This is a genomic window from Flagellimonas lutimaris, from assembly GCF_051494225.1.
Lineage (GTDB): Bacteria > Bacteroidota > Bacteroidia > Flavobacteriales > Flavobacteriaceae > Flagellimonas > Flagellimonas lutimaris_A.
Window position 1 is genome coordinate 69472 of the sequence record NZ_JBNPYE010000011.1, and the last position, 22443, is coordinate 91914.

Below are 22443 nucleotides of genomic sequence, written 5' to 3' on the forward strand. Positions count from 1 at the left end.
TTTACTTCCCAGTTTCGTATCTTTGTAAATCAAATTTAGTTGTATGAGTACAAGCGTAGCAGAAAACGTAATTCCCCCCAAAGGAAAACCTAAATGGCTTAGGGTTAAGCTCCCAACGGGTAAAAAGTATACCCAACTCAGGGGACTTGTGGACAAGTACGACCTGCACACCATATGTACCTCAGGTAGTTGCCCAAATATGGGTGAATGCTGGGGAGAAGGTACTGCTACCTTTATGATATTAGGAAACATTTGTACCCGCTCCTGTGGATTTTGTGGTGTAAAAACAGGCAGGCCCGAAACAGTGGATTGGGCAGAGCCCGAAAAAGTGGCCCGTTCCATAAAAATCATGAATATTAAGCATGCCGTACTCACCTCTGTGGATCGAGACGACCTTAAGGATATGGGCTCCATTATTTGGGCAGAAACAGTTAAAGCTGTTAGACGGATGAATCCTGAGACTACCATGGAAACCCTTATCCCAGACTTCCAAGGAATTTCCACTCACTTGGATAGAATAATAAACGTGGGCCCGGAAGTGATTTCACACAACATGGAAACCGTAAAAAGACTAACACGTGAGGTTAGGATTCAGGCTAAATATGAAAGAAGTCTTGAAGTTCTGGACTATTTAAAGAAAAATGGTGCAAACAGAACCAAATCGGGCATAATGCTTGGTCTGGGAGAAGAAGAAAACGAGGTGATTTCCACTATGGAAGACCTGAGAAAGGCAAATGTAGATGTAATCACCATTGGTCAGTACTTACAGCCTTCAAAAAAACACTTGCCCGTAAAACAATTTATTTTACCGGAACAGTTTAAAAAATATGAGGAAATAGGGTTGGAAATGGGCTTCAGGCACGTGGAAAGTGGAGCCTTGGTTCGCTCATCATACAAAGCACACAAGCACATACACTAAGCACAACCTTCCCTTCTCCCTTAATCATGAAAAGCATCACTGTTGGTATAAATGGCTTTGGCCGTATCGGTAGAACCCTTTTTAGGCTTTTATTAAATCACCCACACATCAATGTAGTGGCCATAAACGATTTGGCCGATGCCGAGACCCTGGCACATTTAGTAAAGTACGACAGCATCCATGGGGTATTGAATACTGATGTGTCACACCAGGACAATTTTATTCTAGTTGAAGGAAAGAAAATCCCTGTTCTCAATCACGATCATCCCAAAGAAATTGATTGGAAATCCCATCAAGTAGACATTGTTGTCGAGTCCACAGGAAAATTCAAAACACGGGAAGATTTGGAATTTCACGTAAAAAATGGTGCCAAAAAAGTAATTCTTTCCGTTCCTCCGGTCGACGAGTCCATAAAAATGGTGGTTTTAGGTGTTAACGAAGGCATCATTAACAACAACGATCAAATTATTAGCAACGCCTCCTGTACAACCAATAATGCCGCCCCAATGATCAAGGTAATCAATGAATTGTGCGGTATAGAGCAGGCTTACATTACCACAGTACATTCCTATACATCAGACCAGAGTTTACACGATAGCCCTCACCGAGACCTTAGAAGATCCAGGGCTGCCGGACAATCCATAATACCGACCACAACCGGTGCCGCAAAAGCGTTAACAAGCATTTTTCCTGAACTTTCCAATGTTATCGGGGGATGTGGTATTCGTGTTCCGGTTCCCAACGGCTCACTAACGGACATCACCTTCAATGTAGTAAAAGAAACCTCTATTGAACAAATAAACGCTACCTTTAAAAAGCAAGCAGAAAACAACCTTAAGGGCATACTCAATTATACCGAAGACCCTATTGTTTCTATTGATATAAACAATAGTTGCTATTCTTGTACGTTTGATTCATTGATGACCTCCGTTATCGGCAAAATGGTGAAAATCATTGGATGGTACGATAACGAAACTGGATATTGCTCCAGAATAATTGATTTAATAGCTTTGCTCATAAAGAAAGATTACGTTTGATCGTCAACTTAATTAACAAAAGGATAGGCAAAAATTTGTTGCTTTTTTTGTGCATAATTCTATGCGCACAGTTTTCTTTTGCTCAAAGCGATGGTAATTCTACCTCCGACGTAAAGGCTATTTTAGATACGTTTATGCAATATCGTCACGAAAATAACATGGACAAAGCCATGGAAACTTTGGATAAAGTTGCCAATATTGCCGAAAACAATGAGGACACCAAGCTTTTACTGGATACATATCACCAATATGTCCGATTGTTCCTGGAAGAAGGTGACCGTGATACCGCAGAAGATTACTGGAACATAGCGAGTATCCTTCTAAAGGATACCTCATATTCCTTTGGACAAGCTTTTAACTTGTATTTAGATGCAGCACTACGATATGATGAAGGCAATAATTTTCAAGCATTAAAGCAACTGGAAGAATCCAGAAAGCTCAGCAACAACAGAAATCTTACGAACAACATACTTTTACTTGAGGCCTATATCTTTACCAATATTGAAAAATACGATGATGCCGTCAAAAACTTGCACGCCCTTATCGTCAATTCAGATGATAAAGAGCGTGCCTTCTTGGCTACCAAGGCTAATCTGCAATTGGCCAACATAAGTATAACACTCAATGATCTCGAAGAAGGGATCATACACTCGAAAGCTGCTTTGGAATTAGCCGAAAAGCATGGGTTCTCAAAAGAAATAAAAAAATCATACGAACAACTTTCCACCATTTACCAAGCCAAGGGAGATTATGAACAGTCACTGACCTATCAAAAAGATTTGGCACAAATCAAAGATTCCATATTCAATGTGGAAAAAACCAAACTGGAAGCGGATACGGCCGAAAAAATTCGATATGATCATTTGATGAACGAAATGAACAAGCTCCAAGCCAAAAATGAGGAGTTAAGCGAATCAAAAAACCGCTCTGAAATTACAGCCATATTAACTTCAGCATTTTTGACCATTATTTCGCTATTGGCAGTTTCTTTGTTCAGAAACAATCAAATCAAACTTAAGACAAACGACCTCCTTTATACCAAAAACAAGGAATTGGAGCTGGCAAGGGATGCCGCGGTTTCTGCCATGGAAGCTAAAACCAATTTCCTTTCAACTGTGACCCACGAGCTCCGAACACCCTTATATGCTGTAACAGGGCTCACCCACCTCTTATTGGAAGAAAACCCTTCTGAAAACCAAAAGGAACATTTAAAATCGTTAAAATTCTCTGGAGAATATCTCCTTAATTTTATTAACGACATTCTACAGATCAATAAGATTGATGCTGAAAAACTTGAACCCTTAAGTATAGAATTCAAACTAAACAAAGTACTTAAGGATGTAGTAGAGTCGCTCCAACAAAATGCCAATGAAAACAAAACGAAGCTTATCTTGGATTACGATTCCTCAATTCCTAAAAAGTTATTGGGAGACCCTATCAAGCTATCGCAAATTTTTATGAACCTAGTTGGCAACGCCCTTAAATTTACCAAAAATGGTAAGGTAGAGGTGATAGCCAAGATGTTGAAGAAAGACGAAGATCAAGTAAAGTTATATTTTGAGGTCAGAGATAACGGAATCGGTATTTCGGAGGACCAACAGAAAAACATCTTTGAAAGTTTTGAACAGGGATCCATACAAATCAATAGGGAATATGGAGGTACCGGCCTTGGTTTAACCATTGTTAAAAGCCTTTTGGGCTTGTTTGGAAGTACCATTAATCTGGAAAGTGAATTAGGTCATGGAAGTTCCTTCTATTTTGAAATGGATCTAGATTATGAAAACAAGGAGGGCGAAGAAATCAGTTTTGAACTAAACCCCGAAGAATTCCAATTTAAAGGATTACATGTGCTGGTTGTAGAGGACAACAAAATAAATCAGGTAATCACCAAAAAAATGCTCAACAAAAAAGAGATTACCTGCGATATTGCCAATAACGGTAACGAAGCCATAGACCTTGCCAAAAATAATACTTACGATGCCATTTTAATGGATATCCACATGCCGGGCATAAGTGGTGAGGAGGCTACACGACAAATACGGAAATTCAATCAAACCATTCCTATAATTGCCCTTACCGCCATTTCTTTGGATGATAGTTTGGATAGCTTTTACGAAGCAGGCTGTAACGATGTGGTCACCAAACCATTTAAGCCCGAAGTGTTCTACCGAAAAATCGGGGAGAACATTTTTCGAAGCAAAATGGAAGGTTCCGTCTAAAACAACCCTTGAACAGTACTTTTTAAAACCGTAGCATCTTCAGGAGAAAAACTATGGGCCATTTCCAAAAAATAAAGGCTTTTTACTCTACCCTCTAACCGAACAAAGTCCTTTTCAGTGGTCAACACCAACTCATAACCTTTAAATTGTTCAATCTCCTTGTCCGTGAAGTGGTGATGATCTCCAAATTTAAAATGTTTAAAATTGATTCCAACCGATTTTAAATAGGCAACCAAGGGTTCAGGCGAGGCAATGCCTGTTACTAAAGCTAGTGGTTTACCCTTCAATTCGGATAATTGTATGCTGTTCTCACCACCATCTGTAACAAAATCATTGTACTTTAAAGTAGCAAAGAGTACTTTTTGGTTTGCATTTGGTTTAAGCTTGACCACGACTTTCTGCTTTTCATCTTCCTGTAATGTTTTAGGACATTTGGTAACGATGATCAAATTGGCCCGTTTGGCCTCTTTTTTGACATCACGCAGACTACCCGTGGGCAAATACCAATCGTCCACATAGATTTTTTGATATGCAGTAAGCAAAATTGAAAAAGTCGGTTTCACCTTTCTATGCTGAAAAGCATCATCCAAAATAATAACATCGGGATCAACCAAGTTTTCCAGCTTTGCTATGCCATTACGTCTATTTTCATCAACTGCTACAGCAACCTGAGGAAATTTTCGATGGATTTGATATGGTTCGTCACCCAATTCCAAAACGGTACTTTTTGGACCCGCTAAATAAAATCCTGTTGATTTACGCTTGTACCCTCTACTTAACACCGAAGTTTTTCGATTTTCCAATATCCGAAGTAAATATTCCGTCATCGGGGTTTTTCCCGTGCCGCCTACACTCAGGTTACCCACACAAATCGTTGGAGTTTTAAATGATTTGGATGAAAAAACACCCACGTCAAACAAAAAGTTTCTGATATAAACCACCAAGGCATAGATCAACGAAATGGGGAACGCTATTTTCCGAAGCAATTGAAGCATTGAACGAAAATATAATATTTTATCTTTAGCCCACTTAACATTTTTTAAAATGACCGTTAACGATATAACTAAAGTGCTTGAAGAATTGGCTCCTTTGGCACACGCCGAAGATTTTGACAACGTTGGCTTATTGGTGGGTGACCACAATATGAAGGTTGAAGGTGTTTTGGTGACCTTGGACACATTGGAGAACGTAGTGGACGAAGCCATTGAAAAAAGGTGCAACCTTATCGTAAGTTTTCACCCCATAATTTTTAAAGGTTTAAAAAAATTGACGGGAAGCAACTACGTGGAACGTGTCGTGATCAAAGCAATTGCCAATAACATCGCCATCTATAGCATGCATACCGCACTGGATAACAGTAAAATGGGTGTTAATGCTAAAATCTGCGAAGTTTTGGGGTTGAAAAATCCCGAAATTCTGATTCCAAGGGGCAAAAGCATCAAAAAATTGACAACTTATGCTCCATTGGCCGATGCAGAAAATATAAAACTAGCACTGTTTAAAGCTGGTGCCGGTGAAATTGGAAAGTACAGCAACTGCAGTTATAGTTTGGAAGGAATTGGCAGTTTTAAGGCTGAAAAGGGTGCCAACCCCATAAAGGGAAAAGTTGGTGAGGTCCATTTTGAAAAAGAAACGCAAATCAACATTATCTATTCCTTCGAGAAGGAGAAGACCATTCTAAAAACACTTTTTGACACCCATCCTTACGAAGAAGTTGCTTACGAAGTGCTAACCCTTGAAAATACCAACCAAGATTTAGGAATCGGAATGATAGGCACCCTTGATACTGAAATGGATGAAAAAGAGTTTTTACTTTTAGTTAAAGAACGTATGAACGCCTCAGTAATACGCCATTCCAGGTTACTAGGAAAAAAGGTGAAAAAAGTCGCTGTTTTGGGAGGCAGCGGGGCTTTTGCCATAGGCGCCGCCAAGAAAGTCAAGGCTGATATTTATGTAACCGCTGACCTAAAATATCATGATTTTTACCAAGCCGAAAACCAACTGGTAATAGCCGATATTGGGCACTTTGAAACTGAGCAGTTTACAAAAGATTTATTGGTTGATTATCTTACGAAAAAAATTCCTAATTTTGCAGTCTCTTTATCGGAGAGTATAACGAATCCCATCAAGTATTTATAAAATATATGGCGAACAAGAAAGAAAGCACTGTAGAGGATAAATTGAGAGCACTGTACGATTTACAGCTTATCGACTCTAGGGTGGATGAAATCCGCAATGTTAGAGGCGAATTGCCTTTGGAAGTACAAGACCTGGAAGACGAAGTTCTTGGTCTTAAAACCAGAATGGACAAATTGAAAACGGATGTTGAGACCATCAACTTTGAGATTACTGCCAAAAAGAATCTTATCGACGAGTCCAAGGCGCATATCAAAAAATACAGCGAACAACAGAAAAACGTAAGGAACAGCCGCGAGTTCAATTCATTGAGCAAAGAAGTGGAGTTCCAAGAGTTGGAGATTCAATTGGCCGAAAAAAACATTAAAGAGTTTAAAGCACAGATTGAGCAGAAAAAAGAAGTGATTGCCGCTACTAAGGAAAAACTATCCGAACGTGAAAGTCACCTAAAGCACAAGAAAGGTGAATTGGACGCTATTCTTGCAGAAACTGAAAAAGAAGAAAAGGCTCTTTTGAAAAAATCTGAAGAATACGAAGATAAAATCGAAGACCGTTTGATTAAGGCCTACAAAAGAATTCGCCACAATGTGAAAAACGGTTTGGCCGTAGTTCCCGTAGAACGTGGAGCTTCCGGCGGTTCTTTTTTCACCATCCCACCACAGGTACAGGTAGAGATCGCATCTCGTAAAAAAATCATTACCGACGAGCATAGTGGTAGAATTTTGGTAGATCCTCTATTGGCCGAAGAAGAGCAGGACCGAATGGAAAAACTTTTTGCCAAAATCTAATCTTCTTTGGATTTAAGAAATTAAAAAAGCCACCTAAAAGGTGGCTTTTTTTGTTGCTCTTGTAATAGGTTATTTTTGAAATGAGCGAAGTCGAAGTGCCACGCGATACCTTCAGTCTATTTTTACGTCGAAATAATTCGTGTGATTTGTGTCAAAAAAGGGATTTTTTGCTTTTTGCTACGCTCAAATGACAAGCTAATGGGTTTAGTAGGCTGTTAAGAGCTCCAAAATTTTCTCCTCTACCTCTTTTGAATCCCATTTTTCTTCAATATTGGGAAGTTGCATTACCTTTTTCATGATGTCTTCTTGCATATCCCCAATCGCCAAAGCTTCGGCATAAGGTCTATCAGAAAAAGTAACACGACTATACACAGGAACCCACTTCTCAGGGTGTTTGTTGGCAAAATGCTTTTCAATCTTCTTCTGCAACAAGAACTTCGGGTCTGCTGTTTTGCTACTCATTTCTACAAAGTTTCTATAACTGAGTTCTGCAATAGCATCAGCATTCGGCTTTCGTTCTTCCTGATATTCGGAAAAAATAGTTTTCCAATCATCGCCATGCTTTTTCATTAATTGGTCGAGCACAAAAATATCCTCAAAACCAGCATTCATTCCTTGTCCATAAAATGGCACAATGGCGTGGGCAGAATCGCCTACCAAGGCCACTTTGTTCCAATAGGTCCATGGATAGCATTTCATAGTGACCATGGCACTGGTCGGGTTATTGAAAAAGTCTTTGGTCAAATCCTCTATTTCCTTTCTCACATTGGGAAAGTATTTCTTGAAAAATTCCCTCGCTTGATCTTCAGTTTTGATGCTTTCAAAAGAAACTTCTCCCTCAAAGGGCAAAAACAAGGTACAGGTAAAACTACCATCGATATTGGGCATAGCGATTAGCATAAACTCTCCCCTTGGCCATATATGAAACGAATTGTTATCCAACTTATGGGTCCCATCCTCATTGGCCGGTATGGTTAACTCTTTGTAGCCGACATCAATAAAGTTCTGGGAATAATTGAACCTACTTCGACGTTGCATTTTGTGACGAACCCTTGAAAAAGCACCATCACAACCAAAAATTACATCGAAATTATATTCCTTCCACTCACTTTTCTCACTTTCTCCAGTATAGATCTTGGCTTCCGGTAGATTTACATCCCAGACTTTCTCGTCAAATCGAAAAGTGGCGCCCGATTCTTCGGCCAAATCGATCATACGCTTGTTAAGAATTCCCCGAGAAATGGACCATATCGCCTCTCCATCTTTTCCATACTTCTGAAAATACATGGGTTTTCCGTTTACATGCATGGCACGTTTATCCAAAGGAATTGCTAAATCTTTGATTTTTTTTCCAACACCTACTTCGTCCAACGAACGCCACCCTCTATTGCTCATTGCCAAGTTGATAGAACGACCTGAAAATTTAATGGTCCTGATATCCGGTCTTCTATCGAATACAGTTACCGCATGTCCATTTCGTCGTAGATATATTGCTAAAAGGGAACCCACCAAGCCGGAACCAATGATGGCTATGTTTATAGGAGTCTGTGCCATAAATGCCCAATGGGCGAATTCTAGTTAAATAGCTAAAATACGGAATTTTAAATTTTTGGTTCACACCTTTTCATAACTGATGCCAGTTAGCACTAACAATATAACTTACCATTACTTTATATAGTTGTGAGTGTTACTGTTTTTTTAGCATTACATGTAATCCATAGACTCAAGTTTCGACGTATATATTTTAGAATATTCCGCTTCGGCGCCTATATATAAAAAGTCCTTCACAATACGTTGCGAAGGACTTTTCACTTTTTTATTAGGATGTTGTCTTATTTCAAGATTTCATCCACAATACCGTATTCCAAAGATTCTTCGGCACCCATCCAATAGTCACGATCAAAATCTTTCATGACCTTTTCATAAGGTTGTCCGCAATTATCTGATAAAATTTTTGCGCCAAGTTCTTTTGTTTTGATGATTTCCCTAGCCTGAATTTCAATATTGGAAGCTTGTCCTCTTGCTCCCCCACTAGGCTGGTGAATCATTACACGGGCGTGCGGCTGAATAAACCTTCTGCCCTTTTCCCCTACCGATAAAAGAATGGAGCCCATAGAGGCCGCCAAACCAGAACATACGGTAGATACCGGGCTTTTTATCTGTTTAATGGTATCGTAGATAGCAAAACCAGAGGTTACATACCCGCCTGGGCTATTGATAATCAATTGAATCTCTTTATTGTTCAACATATCCAAATACAGTAACCTGTCGATAACGTGCTTCGCAGAATCATCATCTACTTGGCCCCACAAAAATACTTTGCGGTCTTCTAACAGTTTTTCTTGGATCAATTCCTGAACTTTTCCTTTTTTTGAACTCATTTTTTACGTGTTGTAAGACTTCAAAAATAATCAAATTCCAAGGAAGTTTCCGCACTTGTTTTTCACAATAGTTGTATTATGATTTTATCTGCACTTTTTGCGACACCACATCCTTGATAGGAATCACAAATTTACCTTCTTGGGTTTCCAAAATAAGACTATTATTATCTATGGCCTTAATGGTTCCTTCATCGCCGTCGATAACTATTTTATCGCCCACCACATAGGTTTTTCGGGTATAGAAAGACCTAAGAATGTCGGTAACAATCTCACGCGACCCCAAACCAACTCCCAAGGCGAATGCCAAAAGAAAAGACCCCAATATCAAGGTAATATTATTTGTAATGATGGTAGTGTCGACCCCTGCCTGGTTCAACGCGGTGATGGACATAAAAATGACAATCACGTAAAAGAACAGGTTGCTCACAATATTGGAACCGCCAAATTCCAAGGAATCAAAAAGTCGCTTAATGGTATTTTTTACAAAATTACCAATATAGAAACCTAACATGAGCAGTACAAGTGCACTAAAGAATCGAGGTAAATAATTCAAGAGGTTACCAATTTCTTTGGATATAATGTGCCAATCCAGGATATCGGCGGCCACGATGAGAAAGACCAAAATCAGAAACCACCGAACAAAGCCCAATATTATTTTGGTAAGGTCAATATTGAGGTCGCCTTTACCTGTTACGTCCATACCATTTACCTTATCGTTCAGTACATCGATCTTGGCCAGTTTAAGGATTTTCTTTAATAAGAAAAGTACAATTTTGATGACGATCCATCCTAAGAATAAAATCACGATCGTTCCCAAAATCTTGGGGAAAGCCAACGCTATCTCTTTACCCATACCGGATAGGGAATCAAGGGTCACATTTTTCCATTCATTAATAGTCTCCATAGTTGCTGTTTATTTATAGTGTTCTGTTCGTTGATTAGTTTTCCCCCAAGGTTCTGAATAGTTTACGCAAAGCTCCTCCCAAATTGATTGAGAACAACGAAGCCATGTCCATGATCAATTTTGCCGCGGCAATATCGTTCATGACTTTTTGCTTCATTTCGGGTGGGGCCTCGTGCAAGGAAGCCTCCAACTCTTTAAATGGGTTTTTGTGTTTCTTTGCCATCTATTCCAGGGTATTATAGATTTCCAATAGTCTTTCTTTCGCTCTTTTAAGCCGCATTTTCACCGCGCTCTCCCCAATATCCATTAAACTTACCAGCTCTTTTATACTGGCTCCATCTTGATATTTCAACAACAAAATGGACTTGTCCTCCGCAGAAATGATCTCCAAGCATTTTTTCAGTTTATCGGCCTTCATTTCAAATAAACTCTCATCGGGCACTTCCTCGGTAAGTTTATGTTCAGAAGTTTCAACCTGTACGGATTGATCCCGTATTTTTAGTTGCTTGTCCCGGTTTACATAGTTCACACAAAAATTATAGGTAAAAGAATACAACCAAGTAGAAAACTTCGATTTCCCTTTAAAGGTTCGAAGTTTGATAAAAAGCTGGAGAAACACATCCTGTGTTAAATCCTCCGCCTCATCCGCAGATTTTGCGAATCCGTAACATTTGTTATAGACCATTTTAGCATAGCGGTCGTACAACTTCCCAAAAAGTAAAGGGTCATTGTTCGCAACAATCTGTTTCACTAATTCCTCATCAGAAAGATGTACGTATAAGTCTTCCGTTTCCAAAAACGTTTTGTCGGGGTTACTTACAAGTATTAGAAACAAGTTTTTTAAAAAAGTCACTCTGGCGTTGAATTAATTTTGCTTGGCTTTTCCAAAATGGGGCGCAAAATAACGGATTTTCATGGTATATTTGGTTAAAAACCAGATATGAAGACCAAATACCTCGTTGCACTGTTCGCTTTATTATTTTTTGCTGCATGTAAAACGGAACCAAAAAAATCCAAAGAAACCGCTGAAACCATCGAGCCTGAAAAAACCGTACCCGAACTTATTGCGGAAGCCCACGGTTTTGATCACTGGAAGAACGTAAATGAAATCACTTTTACCTTTAATGTGGATAGAGATTCCATGCATTTTGAGCGCAGTTGGGATTGGAAACCGAAATCCAATATGGTAACTGCGATTTCCGGTACCGATACCTTGACTTATAATCGTGCGGATATGGACAGTACTGCCTTAAAGACCAATGGTGGCTTTACCAATGATAGATATTGGTTGATGGCTCCTTTTAATTTAATGTGGGATGCCAGCAACTACACCTACGAGCATACCGCAGAGGCCACCGCTCCCATTAGTGAAGAGCCCATGCAAAAACTCACTATTGTATATGCCAACGAAGGAGGCTATACCCCCGGTGATGCCTACGACTTTTATTTTAAGGAGGACTACATTGTTAGGGAATGGGCCTATCGTAAATCCAACCAAGAAGAGCCTAATTTGGTATCCACTTGGGAAGATTATGTGGATTTGAAAGGGATTAAACTTGCCCAACAACACAACAGACCCGAAGGCGGCACCAGTCTTTATTTCACTGGTTTATCTGTGAGCAAGGAATAGAACGCTAAAAGCTTTGTGCTAGCAAGTATAAAAATACGTTTACAGGTTCTCCCGTTAAATAGTTAAAGGATGACGCCTTACATCGATTTTACAACAATTTGGGTGAATAGAGATGTAAATACGTATTTATAAATAAGTTAGCAATAAGCTGAAAAAAATGAAAAAGAAGAACTACATATTGACTATTCCAACATTTTTTGGTAGGGTTTGGATTGTTTGCCTGTTCCTGCCCAGTCTATAAAAATCTTGAAATATTTCAGTTTGCGGAATTGGAACAGTCTGAGTGCATTTTTATTGGCGAAGTTCTGGAGTTTAATCTCGAAAAGAAGAGTTATCGAATAAAAGTGATGGAATCATTTAAGGGAACCGAAAATGGACTTATTTTCGAAGGGACTTATGACCAACAATGCGGACCAATAATTAATGGACTTGGTAAGTGGATTTTTTACGGACATACGGATTCTAATGGAGTGCTGAAAGTAAATGAATGCGGACTGACTAGAAGTTTTGAAAATCCAGTCCACGGTTTAACGGACTTCGAAAAATCGGAGTTGGAAATCAAAAAACAAACGCAAATGGACTTGGAGTTGGAAATCAAAAAATTGAGTGAAAAATAAAAGCCAGTTGCTAACAAAACCTATACTTAATACCCAACGGGACCCTGGAGATTGCCAAAACGTTGTGCTTCATTTTGACGCGTCCTAAATACGGGCTACCTATTTGATACTCAATATTTGAACATTTAAGAATTAACTAAAACCAATATCATGACAACTAAACAAAACATTCAAATCATTGACACATTGTACAACGCTTTTTCAACTGGCGATATGCCAACGGTTCTAGGATTAATGCACCCTGATATCGAATGGAATGAAGCCGAAAGTAATTCGCTTGCAGATGGCAATCCCTACATTGGTCCAAATGCAATTTTAGAAGGCGTTTTTGCGCGTATTGGGGCCAATCATGAATACTTTGGATTACAGGATGTAAAAATCCATGGTATGGATGATAACATGATTTTGGCCACCCTGCGATATGATGCCAAAGTAAATGCAACTGGAAAGAGTTACAATGCACAAGTAGCACATCTATGGACGTTTAATGATGAAGGAAAAATTATTGCCTTTCAGCAATACGGTGATACCAAGAAGTTAGCAGATGCAGAAAATTAATTTCAATTATAGCCGCTGAAATGGTTGCGCAAAAACATCGCACCATCAGAAAGGTAGTTGGACTCAAAAAATGAATTGGAAAAAGTTGACCAATTTTTGTAGGAACATTTCAAATATATGAACGAGCAATATGAGTTAGGGTATTTTCTTCCTTCTGGACGAAAATTCCCAAGAACAGGTGGACTAATATTATCCAATCTTGACTCAAAAATAGAATTAAAATAAATCTTAAACGATTTAATATCTTATAAAAGTTAAGTACCTTATAGGTGATATACAGCACTTATATAATTCCAAAAATAGAAGACTTATGGGCTATTATTTTAGTACAATATTAAACGAGAAAGATTTCGAGAAGGCTATTGAAAAAGTAACTCTTGAATTAAAAAATGAAGGATTTGGAATCCTTACCGAAATAGATATCACCCAAACCTTAAAGAATAAACTGGATGTAGATTTTAAAAAATATAGAATCTTGGGCGCATGCAATCCACCTGTTGCCTACGAAGCACTAACCCATGAAGAAAAAATTGGCCTCTTTTTACCCTGTAATGTAGTTGTTCTAGAAAATGAAAGTGGTGAAATTGAAGTAGCCGCTGTAGATCCCGTAGCTTCGATGATTGCCGTTAAAAATGAAAAGCTGGCTTCCGTTGCCCAAGAAATACAACAAAAGCTTAAAAATGCGATTGAAAAACTGGGTTGAGCAAGATTTACGGTTCTATTTGAAAGCTTGTAAAACATTCATATCTTGTTAACTGAACATTCGAACTTTATAAGACTACTTAAAAGCCATGTTATTCTAGGTTGCCGAAAGACAAATTAGAAACATCTTTCCGCATAATGAGTTCGATTGTTGAATTTTACCAACCAAATAATCAATGATAGAATTAATTGAAAGAGCCACTGATTTTGCTGGCCGAACGGCAATCAAAAGTGAAGGTCAGAGTTATACTTATGATAAACTCTTAGAAGAATCCAAAAACGTAGCACTTAAATTACTGAACGGGCAAAAAGACTTGAATGGAGCACGGATAGCCTTTCTTGTACCCGCTAGTTTTGAATATGCAAAAATCCAATGGGGAATATGGAGAGCCGGTGGCATTGCCGTACCACTCTGCGAAAAACACCCTTTGCCTTCCATTGAATATGTTCTTAATGATACGAAAGCGTCGACCCTTATTTTTTCAGAAGAATTTAGACCGCTGTTGGCCCCGCTTTTTAATACCAGTGAAATCAATTTTATACCCTTATCTGAAATAATTTTCCAAGAAGGGCAATTACCAAATGTTCAGATGCACCGTAGCGCCCTGATTCTCTATACCAGTGGAACAACTGGTGCACCAAAGGGAGTAGTGACCACGCACGACAATATCGAAGCTCAAATAACCACATTGGTCGATTCTTGGAAATGGAATAAAAACGACCATGTACTCAATGTACTCCCGCTACACCATGTGCACGGTATTATCAATATGCTAAGTTGCGCGCTATGGAGCGGAGCCTGTTGTGAATTCCTTCCTAAATTCAATCCCGAAGAGGTCTATAATGTATTTAATAAAGGTGAGGTAAATGTTTTTATGGCCGTACCCACTATTTATTTTAAATTGATTGCCCACTTCAAGGAGTTAACCCCATCAGAGCAAGAATCAATTTCAAAAAACCTCAAAAAGTTTAGACTTATGGTCTCCGGCTCCGCTGCTCTTCCCATTAGTGTTTTAGAGCAATGGAAAGAAATAAGTGGTCATATTTTACTGGAAAGATATGGGATGACCGAAATGGGCATGGCCATCAGCAACCCTTATGATGGTATTCGAAAGCCAGGCCATATTGGACAGCCCTTACCCGGGGTTGAAATTCGATTAGGCGACGCGAACCATAAGCCTGTCCAAAATGATGAACCCGGAGAAATCCTGATTAAAGGCCCCAATGTTTTTAAAGAATACTGGAACAAGCCCAAAGCAACACAAGAGGCATTCACACCAGAGGGTTGGTTTAAATCCGGTGATATTGCAGTTTTGGATGGTGACAGCATTAAAATCCTTGGGAGGAATTCGGTGGATATTATAAAATCCGGAGGATATAAAATCTCTGCATTGGAAATAGAAGAAGTTCTCCGTAAACATCCCAAAATAAAGGACTGTGGTGTCGTTGGCATTCCAGATTTGGAATGGGGAGAAATAATTGGGGCCGCTATTGTCGCCGAGACGGATAATTTTGATATTGAAGAGCTAAAATCTTGGTTGCACAAAAAATTGCCCGGCTATAAAACACCAAGAAAATATATGGTCATGCCTGATTTACCTAGAAATGTTATGGGCAAGGTCACCAAGAATAATATCAAGGAACTATTTACCACTAATCAATAAAACAAATGAAAATCTACGGAGTTGCACTGTTGGCCGCATGTTTTCTAATGGGAAAACTGTTGGGCCGCCTATTGGGCCACCTCATCAATATTGACAGCGACATAGGCGGTGTGGGTTTTGCCATGTTCCTGTTGATGACCTCCAGCATTTATCTCCGAAAAAAGAAATGGTTGGTTTTAGAAACGGAAAAAGGTATTTGGTTTTGGAGTTCGATGTACATTCCAATTATTGTGGCAATGACCTCCACACTAAATGTAAAAGCGGCACTTTCCGGAGGATTTTTGGCCATTATTCTCGGTATTAGTGCCACAGCGGTATGCATGTTAATGGTTCCTTTGATTTCCAAGATTGGAAGAGAAAAGAGTACAGACTCCCCAAAAAAATAACATATGGAAATCATCAATACCATCATTGGAAAAAATGGGTTAGTATTTGCATTTCTTTGTGTGGGGATCATCATGCTGTTTTCCTCCTGGGTTTCAAAATACATTACCAACAAAAAAATCCCTGGGGTTGCCATAGCGATTATTATAGGGCTATCACTTGCTTTTTTGGGTGACGAAAAAGGTATTTCAAATATTCCCCTTTTTGCGGGGATGGCATTACTTGGAGGACCGATGCTTCGCGATTTTGCTGTGGTGGCAACTGCCATGAGCGCTGATCTTTCAAAAATAAGGCAAGCAGGGTTGGCTGGGCTTGTCTCTTTGCTCATCGGGGTTTTTATATCATTTACCATGGGGGTTTTGATTGGGTTGAGCATGGGCTATACCAATATCGAGAGTCTTACCACCATTGGGGCCGGGGCCTGCACCTATATAGTAGGTCCGGTAACGGGCACGGCCATTGGGGCAAGTTCAGATGTAATTGCCATAAGTGTGGCAACAGGGGTGGTAAAGACCATCTTTGCGACCATTGGCACACCTTTAATAGCCAAGAAAATAAAATTGGACAACCCACATGCAGCCATCGTTTTTGGCGGGTTGATCGGTACAACCAGTGGTGTGGTGGCAGGACTTGCGGCCACGGATGAAGAATTGGTTCCCTATGGGGCATTGACCTCTACCTTTTACACAGGAATAGGATGCCTATTATGTCCATCCTTATTTTATGTTATTTTGCGATTCTTGGATATTTAGGCAAATCCAATTGATGTATAAATAAAGGATGATCCTTTACATCGATTTTAAGCCTTTTTGGGCGTATGTTAATGTATTTTAAATCCTAATAACATAGTTAATAGAAATTTACAAGGGAATGAAAAATAGATCAACCAATAATCGAACCAGGTGGATTAAAGTAATTTCATTCATTAATGGTATCGCAGCCATATTACATTTACTCTTTTGGATTGCCGCCTTCATTAAACTGCCCGCCATCACCTCAACAAAAAATAGTGCTGATCAGATAAATCTTGCCACAACGTATGGATTTGGAATTGCTGATTTTTTATGGTCGGCCCCTCTTCTGATAATCGGATCAATAGGACTTTGGAAAAAAACCGGAATTGGCTGGTTAGCTGCACTTTTGGCCAATTCGCTATATTGGTACTCGCTCACGGTTGTAATAATTAGGGATTTATTCTCGAATTCAATTTCACCCGGAACAATTTTATTTTTGCCTTTTGCACTAGCTTCATTCTGGATTTCCTATTTTTTATGGAAGAACCGAAGTGTATTCTTGAACAAAGAAAGTGAAATGGATGAATAACCCTAACCTGAAAGAACTGAGTGAAACAAAAGTTCAAATAAACGATTCAAACTCGAAGTGAGATACACAATTCAAATATGGGTTTTAACAATAATCGTTTCTCCACTTTTATTGCTACTTATTTTGGGAGTTATTATAAATCAATCTAGTCCAAATGAGATTCTAAATTCTTCCGGAATCATAGTTTTAATGTTTATAGTTGGCTTCATATTTTCAATCCCAGCGATGATAATTTTTTGGTTTCTTCAAAGAAATTTAAACTCGGGGATTTCAATATGGAAAAGGAAATTGATACTTTCCATTTATTCTTTCCTATCAGTTTGGGTTACCTTTTATTTTGTGGATAGTGGATTTATTACTAGCTGGTCTAATCAAACTATTTGGGTTTTAATATATTCATTAACTATTGTAGTCGGTGTTTGGATTTTTAGATTTCCGAGCACTAACAGTTTGAAGCAACAATGAAGTTGAATTGATAAGTTCAAATAACCAATAGTTTATTTACCCCTCCTACGTAAGAAAAACGTAATCCCCAAAACCATAAGGGCAAGGCACAAGAGCAAGATAAAGCTATAATTGAGCGAAGCATTTTCTGCTATAAACCCAAGAATTACGGGTCCCAACAAAAACCCAATATAGCCTGCCCCTGCAATAAAGGCCACTCCTTGGGAGGAATCCACTCCCTTTACATTGCCTCCTATCCGAAACAATTCAGGAACAATCACCGAAAAACCTAAGCCATTAAAGGCAAAACCAATAATGGACCATGTGGTGTGTTGCGTCAATACAAGAACAAAGCCAATGGCCGCAATAAAAGCACCCAGTCCCACAATTTTAATGGGGCCAATTTTCGCACTGATGCCGTCCCCCAGAAATCTTCCCAAGGTCATAGTCGTTGAAAATGCCAAGAATCCCGCCCCTATGAGCAGTTCAGGGGCCATGGTCATTTCTTTAAGGTAGAGCCCGCTCCAGTCTATTATAGCACCTTCGCTACCAAAGGAAACAAAGCCTATAATGCCCAAGAGCAACAACGGCTTAAATAGTTTGAAGCTAAAAGGTTCTTTTTCCACGGGTGCGGCCACCACATGGATGTAATGTTTTTTTAGAAAAAAATTAATTCCAAATACCAATACCACGGTTATGCCCATGTGCAGCACAGGGCTTCCAATCACCGGAATCAAGAAACTGCCCAGTCCTACCAAAATACCGCCCAAACTAAAAAAGCCGTGCGCGGCGGACATAAAGTTTTGCTTGTCTTCCTTTTCAATCTCTGTGACCAAGGTGTTTATGGCTATATCAATAAAACCGTTACTGGCCCCAAAAAGATACAAGGCGGCCATCAACAAATAATAATTGGGCGCCATAAGTGGCAACATGGCCGTTACGGAGACACCTACAACTCCATACCACGAGGCCCTACCAACTCCAAGCTTGTTAATAATCTTGGAGGCCACAGGAAAAATGGTAAAAACACCAAGAGACAAGCAGAATAAAGCTATCCCCAAATCGGCCTTATCTATGTCCAACTTTTCCTTTACGGTGGGGATATATATCGCCCAAGTCCCAAACCAAATATTGATACTGGTGAACACCCATGCCGCTCCAAAATATCTAGGATTGGACAAAATAAGCCACAGGGATTTCATATACTTAAAGGGTTTGGTTGGTTCATTTAGTGCTTTGTGATTATTTGTTCTGTATTCCTGCTTTCAAGATTTGTCCAAAACGGTACATATCCTCATAAGAGCAATACAAAGGGGCCGGGGCCAATCGTATAACGTTGGGCTCCCTCCAATCGGTAACGACACCATTTTTCATTAAATAATCAAAGATGGCCTTGCCCTCCCCGTGCAAAAACACTGAAAGTTGGCAACCTCTGGCCTCTGGGGTAATGATTTCAAAAGTACTGCCCACTTGCTTGTCAATTTCATGTAGCACAAATTCCAAATAGGCCACAATGGTCTTTTGCTTTTCGATAAGGGCATCCATCCCGACCTCATCAAATATTTCCAGAGAGGCCAAATAGGGCGCAATGGAAAGTATGGGCGGATTGCTTACCTGCCAAGCATCGGCGGTTTCTATGGGGTCGAACTCGGGCTTCATTAAAAAGCGGGTCTCTTTTTTGGTGCCCCACCAGCCTTCAAAACGAGGGATGTCCTCTTTCCCCAAATGCCTTTCATGAACAAAGATTCCCGAAGCGTTACCTGGGCCACTGTTCATGTATTTGTAACTGCACCATGCGGCGAAGTCTGCGCCCCATTCATGCAGGTTCAATTTTATATTCCCAACCCCGTGGGCCAAATCCCAGCCCACAAAGGCACCTACATCCTTTCCTGCTTTGGTAATGGCTTCCATATCCAATACTTGGCCATTATAGTAATTCACACCACCCATTAATACAAGAGCAAGTTCATCCCCTACCTCATTGATTTTTTGGATGATGTCCTCCGTGCGCCATGCATGCTCGCCATCCCGCTTTTTTACCTCTACAATGGCTTCTTTGGGATCCAATCCATGAAAACGAACCTGACTTTGCAACATATACTGATCGGACGGAAATGCTTTTTCCTCACAAATAATTTTGAAGCGTTTTTTATTGGGTCGATAAAAAGAAACCATCAAAAAATGAAGGTTGACCGTAAGCGTGTTCATTACCGATACTTCTTCGGGCTTGGCACCGACCACTTTGCCCAACCCTTCGGCAAGTCTTTCGTGGTAGTCCCACCAAGGCTTATCGGCGTAAAAATGACCTTCCACTGCCAATTCCCGCCAGTCCTTCATCACATCATCCACAAATTTTTGGGTGCGCTTAGGTTGAAGCCCAAGGGAATTTCCCGTAAAATAAATCACATCCTTTCCGTTGACCTGTGGATAGTGGAATTCGTTTCTATAGGAAGCCAATTTATCGGAAGCATCCAGTTTTTTGGCTAATTCAAGCGTATTTTGGAACGTCATTCTTTTTTGGTTTTCCTCAAAAATACGATATGTGGAAGTAATCTGAAGAAAAGAAAATTACTCCAAACGCATTTCAATGATGTGTTTTTTGAAGCCTACTTTTTCGTATGCCTTGATTGCAGGCAAATTTTCATTGTATACTGTCAATCTAATTTCTTTGAGACCATTGGCATTGGACCAGGTTTTTAATTCTTCTACAATTAAAGCGTTGATTCCCATGCCGCGATAATCTTCGTCGGTGTACATAAAACCGAGATAGGCATAAAATTCATGATCTAAATAATGTCTGGCCCTTTTGGGAATAGCATAGCCCGAGGCCACAACTTTATCTTCCGACTCCGCAACAACCACATGGGCTTTAGAATCTTGAATCATTTCGCCGATATCGTAATAACTGACCGGCCCTTCTTTTATGGTTACATCGAACGGACGTTCGGCTTTTATGATTTCTTGTTCAAAATTTAGCAGCACGGGAAGATCATCCAACGTTGCTGTTCGTATATTTACCTTTGGTAACGTCATGGAATGTTTTTGCTTTAATCAATTCGTTGTGGGATTTGGATTGATTTCACAAAAACCGTCAATTCGAGTGAAATCGTGCAAAGGATTTTTTATCGAGAAATAGGTTTTTGAACTTCAAAATTCAGTTTTCGATACAATTTTCTATAAAATTACTCGAACTGACGAATTTTATATCAAACCACAACAGGTTTTAATCGTTGTTCCAATGTAGTTCTTTTCTATATTTTTGCGAAAAATAAATCATGCATTTCCTATCACCCATTTTGGAGAGTTACATTGCCAACAGTTCGGAAAACGAACCGGAATTGTTGCAGGAACTTACCCGAGAAACCCATTTAAAAGTGATACAACCCAGAATGATCACGGGACATTTTCAAGGTCGGGTATTAAGTATGCTGTCCAAAATCATCAACCCCAACTATATTTTGGAGATAGGCACCTATACGGGCTATTCTGCTCTTTGTTTGGCGGAGGGGCTTCAAAAAGAGGGTGAACTGCATACGATTGAGGTAAACGAGGAGCTTCATCAAATGCAACGAAAGTATTTTGATAAAAGTGGATTTGGTCCTCAAATCAAACAACATATTGGAGATGCCCTGGAAATCATCCCAAGCTTGAATCAGACCTTTGACCTTGTTTTTATTGATGCGCAAAAGGTCAACTATGATGCATATTTTGAGGCGGTGCTACAAAAAACAAAACCTGGCAGCGTTATTCTATCGGACAATGTGCTTTGGTCTGGGAAAGTGGTCGAGCCCATACAGAAATCGGACAAGGCCACAGATGCCCTTTTGAAATACAATCAAAAATTGAAGGAAGATTCTCGGGTGGAAACGGTTTTGTTACCCATTAGGGATGGACTGACGTTGAGTAGGGTGCTATAAAGCGTTGATACAGCCAATAAAAAAGCCATCCGGACAGCAAACCTACCACCATTCCAACAATAATATCAATCGGGAAATGTACCCCCACATAAATTCGGCTCATGGCAAACAATATGGGCCATATAAAAAATAGTATCGCCCATTTTACTTTTTGTCTCAAAAAAAGGAACACCAACATGGTAATGGAGAACGAACTGGACGCATGGCCAGAGAAAAAACTATAATCCGTTGGCGTTTTTAGAATACGGATCAGGGTATTGATTTCTTCGGTATTGTTAGGTCTTAACCTTGCTACCGAAATTTTGGTCAAATGGGTAATGACCGTTATAAAGATGGCCAATCCAAGAACCGTCAAAAATTTATAGAAGGCCTCTTTTTTTGAGAATTTCAGGTAAAACAAGATGAGAAATAGGATAAAAAGGGGAATCCAAGTAGAAATGTTGGTCACTGTGGCCCAAAAAACATCATACCGCTCTATGCCCAAGCCATTGAGATAAACAAAAGTGTCTCTATCCCATTTGAGCATTTTTTCCAACATGGGAAATTTATTTATTAAGATCTCTTTTGATGGAGCCGGAAACTTCGTTTACATTCTTCTTAACATCATCGATTTCCTTACGAATATCCTTGGTGAAATCAGTGTCAATATCCGTGCTATTTTGGATTTCACGCTTTATATCCTCCGTGGCATCCTTTAATTGGCGCATTCCTTTACCAAGCCCTTTGGCTATTCCAGGAATTTTGTCCGCACCAAACACCATCACCACAATAAATAGGATGAAAAAAATCTCAGCTCCGCTAATGAATAGAAATTGCATGC

The 22443-nt window shown here is 39.5% G+C and carries 25 protein-coding genes; 14 read left to right on the forward strand and 11 right to left on the reverse strand.

The window, feature by feature from the left end:
• The first annotated feature begins 43 nt into the window (after nt 1–43).
• Genes lipA through ACQQ5U_RS17190 form a run of 3 tightly spaced genes read left to right on the forward strand, consistent with a single transcriptional unit; the run spans nt 44 to nt 4175 of the window.
• Nucleotides 44–919: a lipoyl synthase gene (lipA, locus tag ACQQ5U_RS17180; protein WP_437399417.1), complete on the forward strand. Its 876-nt coding sequence runs from the start codon at nt 44–46 to the stop codon at nt 917–919.
• A gap of 26 nt (nt 920–945) precedes the next feature.
• Entirely contained in the window at nt 946–1956 is a 1011-nt protein-coding gene (gene gap / locus ACQQ5U_RS17185) for a type I glyceraldehyde-3-phosphate dehydrogenase (protein WP_437399419.1), read from the forward strand.
• 38 nt (nt 1957–1994) lie between these two features.
• A complete protein-coding gene (locus ACQQ5U_RS17190) occupies nt 1995–4175 on the forward strand; it encodes a response regulator (RefSeq protein ID WP_437399460.1) in 2181 nt (726 codons plus the stop codon).
• Here ACQQ5U_RS17190 and lpxK read toward each other — a convergent pair.
• Complete coding sequence (gene lpxK, locus ACQQ5U_RS17195) at nt 4172–5170, reverse strand: tetraacyldisaccharide 4'-kinase (protein WP_437399420.1); 999 nt, start codon at nt 5168–5170, stop codon at nt 4172–4174. The genes ACQQ5U_RS17190 and lpxK overlap by 4 nt on opposite strands.
• A gap of 49 nt (nt 5171–5219) precedes the next feature.
• On the opposite strand from lpxK, the gene ACQQ5U_RS17200 reads away from it, so the two are divergent.
• Entirely contained in the window at nt 5220–6314 is a 1095-nt protein-coding gene (locus ACQQ5U_RS17200) for a Nif3-like dinuclear metal center hexameric protein (protein ID WP_437399421.1), read from the forward strand.
• A 5-nt stretch (nt 6315–6319) separates the two neighbouring features.
• Nucleotides 6320–7099 carry a zinc ribbon domain-containing protein gene (locus ACQQ5U_RS17205; RefSeq protein ID WP_437399423.1) on the forward strand — a complete coding sequence of 260 codons (780 nt, stop codon included), beginning with the start codon at nt 6320–6322 and terminating at the stop codon, nt 7097–7099.
• A 204-nt stretch (nt 7100–7303) separates the two neighbouring features.
• On the opposite strand, the gene ACQQ5U_RS17210 is transcribed toward ACQQ5U_RS17205, so the two are convergent.
• The 5 genes from ACQQ5U_RS17210 to ACQQ5U_RS17230 form a co-directional block, all read right to left on the reverse strand.
• On the reverse strand, nt 7304–8653 hold the full coding sequence (locus ACQQ5U_RS17210; RefSeq protein WP_437399425.1) for an FAD-dependent oxidoreductase: 1350 nt from the start codon (nt 8651–8653) through the stop codon (nt 7304–7306).
• A gap of 278 nt (nt 8654–8931) precedes the next feature.
• Nucleotides 8932–9480, reverse strand: coding sequence for a ClpP family protease (locus ACQQ5U_RS17215; protein ID WP_288931615.1), 549 nt, complete (start codon nt 9478–9480; stop codon nt 8932–8934).
• Between the two features lie 76 nt (nt 9481–9556).
• A complete protein-coding gene (locus ACQQ5U_RS17220) occupies nt 9557–10384 on the reverse strand; it encodes a mechanosensitive ion channel family protein (RefSeq protein ID WP_437399426.1) in 828 nt (275 codons plus the stop codon).
• A 34-nt stretch (nt 10385–10418) separates the two neighbouring features.
• Nucleotides 10419–10607, reverse strand: coding sequence for a hypothetical protein (locus ACQQ5U_RS17225; protein ID WP_207071973.1), 189 nt, complete (start codon nt 10605–10607; stop codon nt 10419–10421).
• Nucleotides 10608–11210: an RNA polymerase sigma factor gene (locus tag ACQQ5U_RS17230; protein WP_437399462.1), complete on the reverse strand. Its 603-nt coding sequence runs from the start codon at nt 11208–11210 to the stop codon at nt 10608–10610.
• A 114-nt stretch (nt 11211–11324) separates the two neighbouring features.
• Between ACQQ5U_RS17230 and ACQQ5U_RS17235 the strand changes: the two genes are divergently transcribed.
• From ACQQ5U_RS17235 to ACQQ5U_RS17270, 8 genes are all read left to right on the forward strand, one after another.
• Nucleotides 11325–12014: a hypothetical protein gene (locus ACQQ5U_RS17235; RefSeq protein WP_437399428.1), complete on the forward strand. Its 690-nt coding sequence runs from the start codon at nt 11325–11327 to the stop codon at nt 12012–12014.
• Nucleotides 12015–12361: 347 nt separating this feature from the next.
• Complete coding sequence (locus tag ACQQ5U_RS17240; RefSeq protein ID WP_437399429.1) at nt 12362–12631, forward strand: hypothetical protein; 270 nt, start codon at nt 12362–12364, stop codon at nt 12629–12631.
• 150 nt (nt 12632–12781) lie between these two features.
• Nucleotides 12782–13189 carry a nuclear transport factor 2 family protein gene (locus ACQQ5U_RS17245; protein ID WP_437399431.1) on the forward strand — a complete coding sequence of 136 codons (408 nt, stop codon included), beginning with the start codon at nt 12782–12784 and terminating at the stop codon, nt 13187–13189.
• A gap of 310 nt (nt 13190–13499) precedes the next feature.
• On the forward strand, nt 13500–13892 hold the full coding sequence (locus ACQQ5U_RS17250; protein ID WP_437399433.1) for a DUF302 domain-containing protein: 393 nt from the start codon (nt 13500–13502) through the stop codon (nt 13890–13892).
• Between the two features lie 175 nt (nt 13893–14067).
• Nucleotides 14068–15555, forward strand: coding sequence for an acyl-CoA synthetase (locus tag ACQQ5U_RS17255; protein WP_437399435.1), 1488 nt, complete (start codon nt 14068–14070; stop codon nt 15553–15555).
• Nucleotides 15556–15560: 5 nt separating this feature from the next.
• A complete protein-coding gene (gene madL, locus ACQQ5U_RS17260) occupies nt 15561–15941 on the forward strand; it encodes a malonate transporter subunit MadL (protein ID WP_437399436.1) in 381 nt (126 codons plus the stop codon).
• Between the two features lie 3 nt (nt 15942–15944).
• Nucleotides 15945–16691, forward strand: coding sequence for a malonate transporter subunit MadM (gene madM, locus ACQQ5U_RS17265; RefSeq protein ID WP_437399438.1), 747 nt, complete (start codon nt 15945–15947; stop codon nt 16689–16691).
• 118 nt (nt 16692–16809) lie between these two features.
• Nucleotides 16810–17262 (forward strand): hypothetical protein, encoded by a 453-nt coding sequence (locus ACQQ5U_RS17270; RefSeq protein WP_437399439.1) that lies wholly within the window; start codon nt 16810–16812, stop codon nt 17260–17262.
• Nucleotides 17263–17759: 497 nt separating this feature from the next.
• Here ACQQ5U_RS17270 and ACQQ5U_RS17275 read toward each other — a convergent pair whose 3' ends face one another.
• From ACQQ5U_RS17275 to ACQQ5U_RS17285, 3 genes are read right to left on the reverse strand one after another with little or no spacing between them, the layout of a single operon-like run.
• Complete coding sequence (locus tag ACQQ5U_RS17275) at nt 17760–18908, reverse strand: MFS transporter (RefSeq protein WP_437399440.1); 1149 nt, start codon at nt 18906–18908, stop codon at nt 17760–17762.
• 40 nt (nt 18909–18948) lie between these two features.
• Nucleotides 18949–20217: a kynureninase gene (kynU, locus tag ACQQ5U_RS17280; RefSeq protein WP_437399442.1), complete on the reverse strand. Its 1269-nt coding sequence runs from the start codon at nt 20215–20217 to the stop codon at nt 18949–18951.
• A gap of 57 nt (nt 20218–20274) precedes the next feature.
• Nucleotides 20275–20739 carry an N-acetyltransferase family protein gene (locus tag ACQQ5U_RS17285; protein ID WP_437399444.1) on the reverse strand — a complete coding sequence of 155 codons (465 nt, stop codon included), beginning with the start codon at nt 20737–20739 and terminating at the stop codon, nt 20275–20277.
• Between the two features lie 242 nt (nt 20740–20981).
• Here ACQQ5U_RS17285 and ACQQ5U_RS17290 point away from each other — a divergent pair, with 242 nt between their 5' ends.
• The gene (locus tag ACQQ5U_RS17290) at nt 20982–21623 is read left to right on the forward strand and encodes an O-methyltransferase (RefSeq protein ID WP_437399446.1); all 642 of its coding nucleotides are present in this window, start codon (nt 20982–20984) and stop codon (nt 21621–21623) included.
• Here the strand turns inward: ACQQ5U_RS17290 and ACQQ5U_RS17295 are convergent.
• Together ACQQ5U_RS17295 and ACQQ5U_RS17300 are read right to left on the reverse strand one after the other, a co-directional pair.
• A complete protein-coding gene (locus ACQQ5U_RS17295; protein WP_437399448.1) occupies nt 21589–22161 on the reverse strand; it encodes a phosphatase PAP2 family protein in 573 nt (190 codons plus the stop codon). The two genes, ACQQ5U_RS17290 and ACQQ5U_RS17295, sit on opposite strands and share 35 nt — an antisense overlap.
• Nucleotides 22162–22168: 7 nt before the next feature.
• The gene (locus tag ACQQ5U_RS17300; RefSeq protein ID WP_437399449.1) at nt 22169–22441 is read right to left on the reverse strand and encodes a Sec-independent protein translocase subunit TatA/TatB; all 273 of its coding nucleotides are present in this window, start codon (nt 22439–22441) and stop codon (nt 22169–22171) included.
• Nucleotides 22442–22443 lie beyond the last annotated feature (2 nt).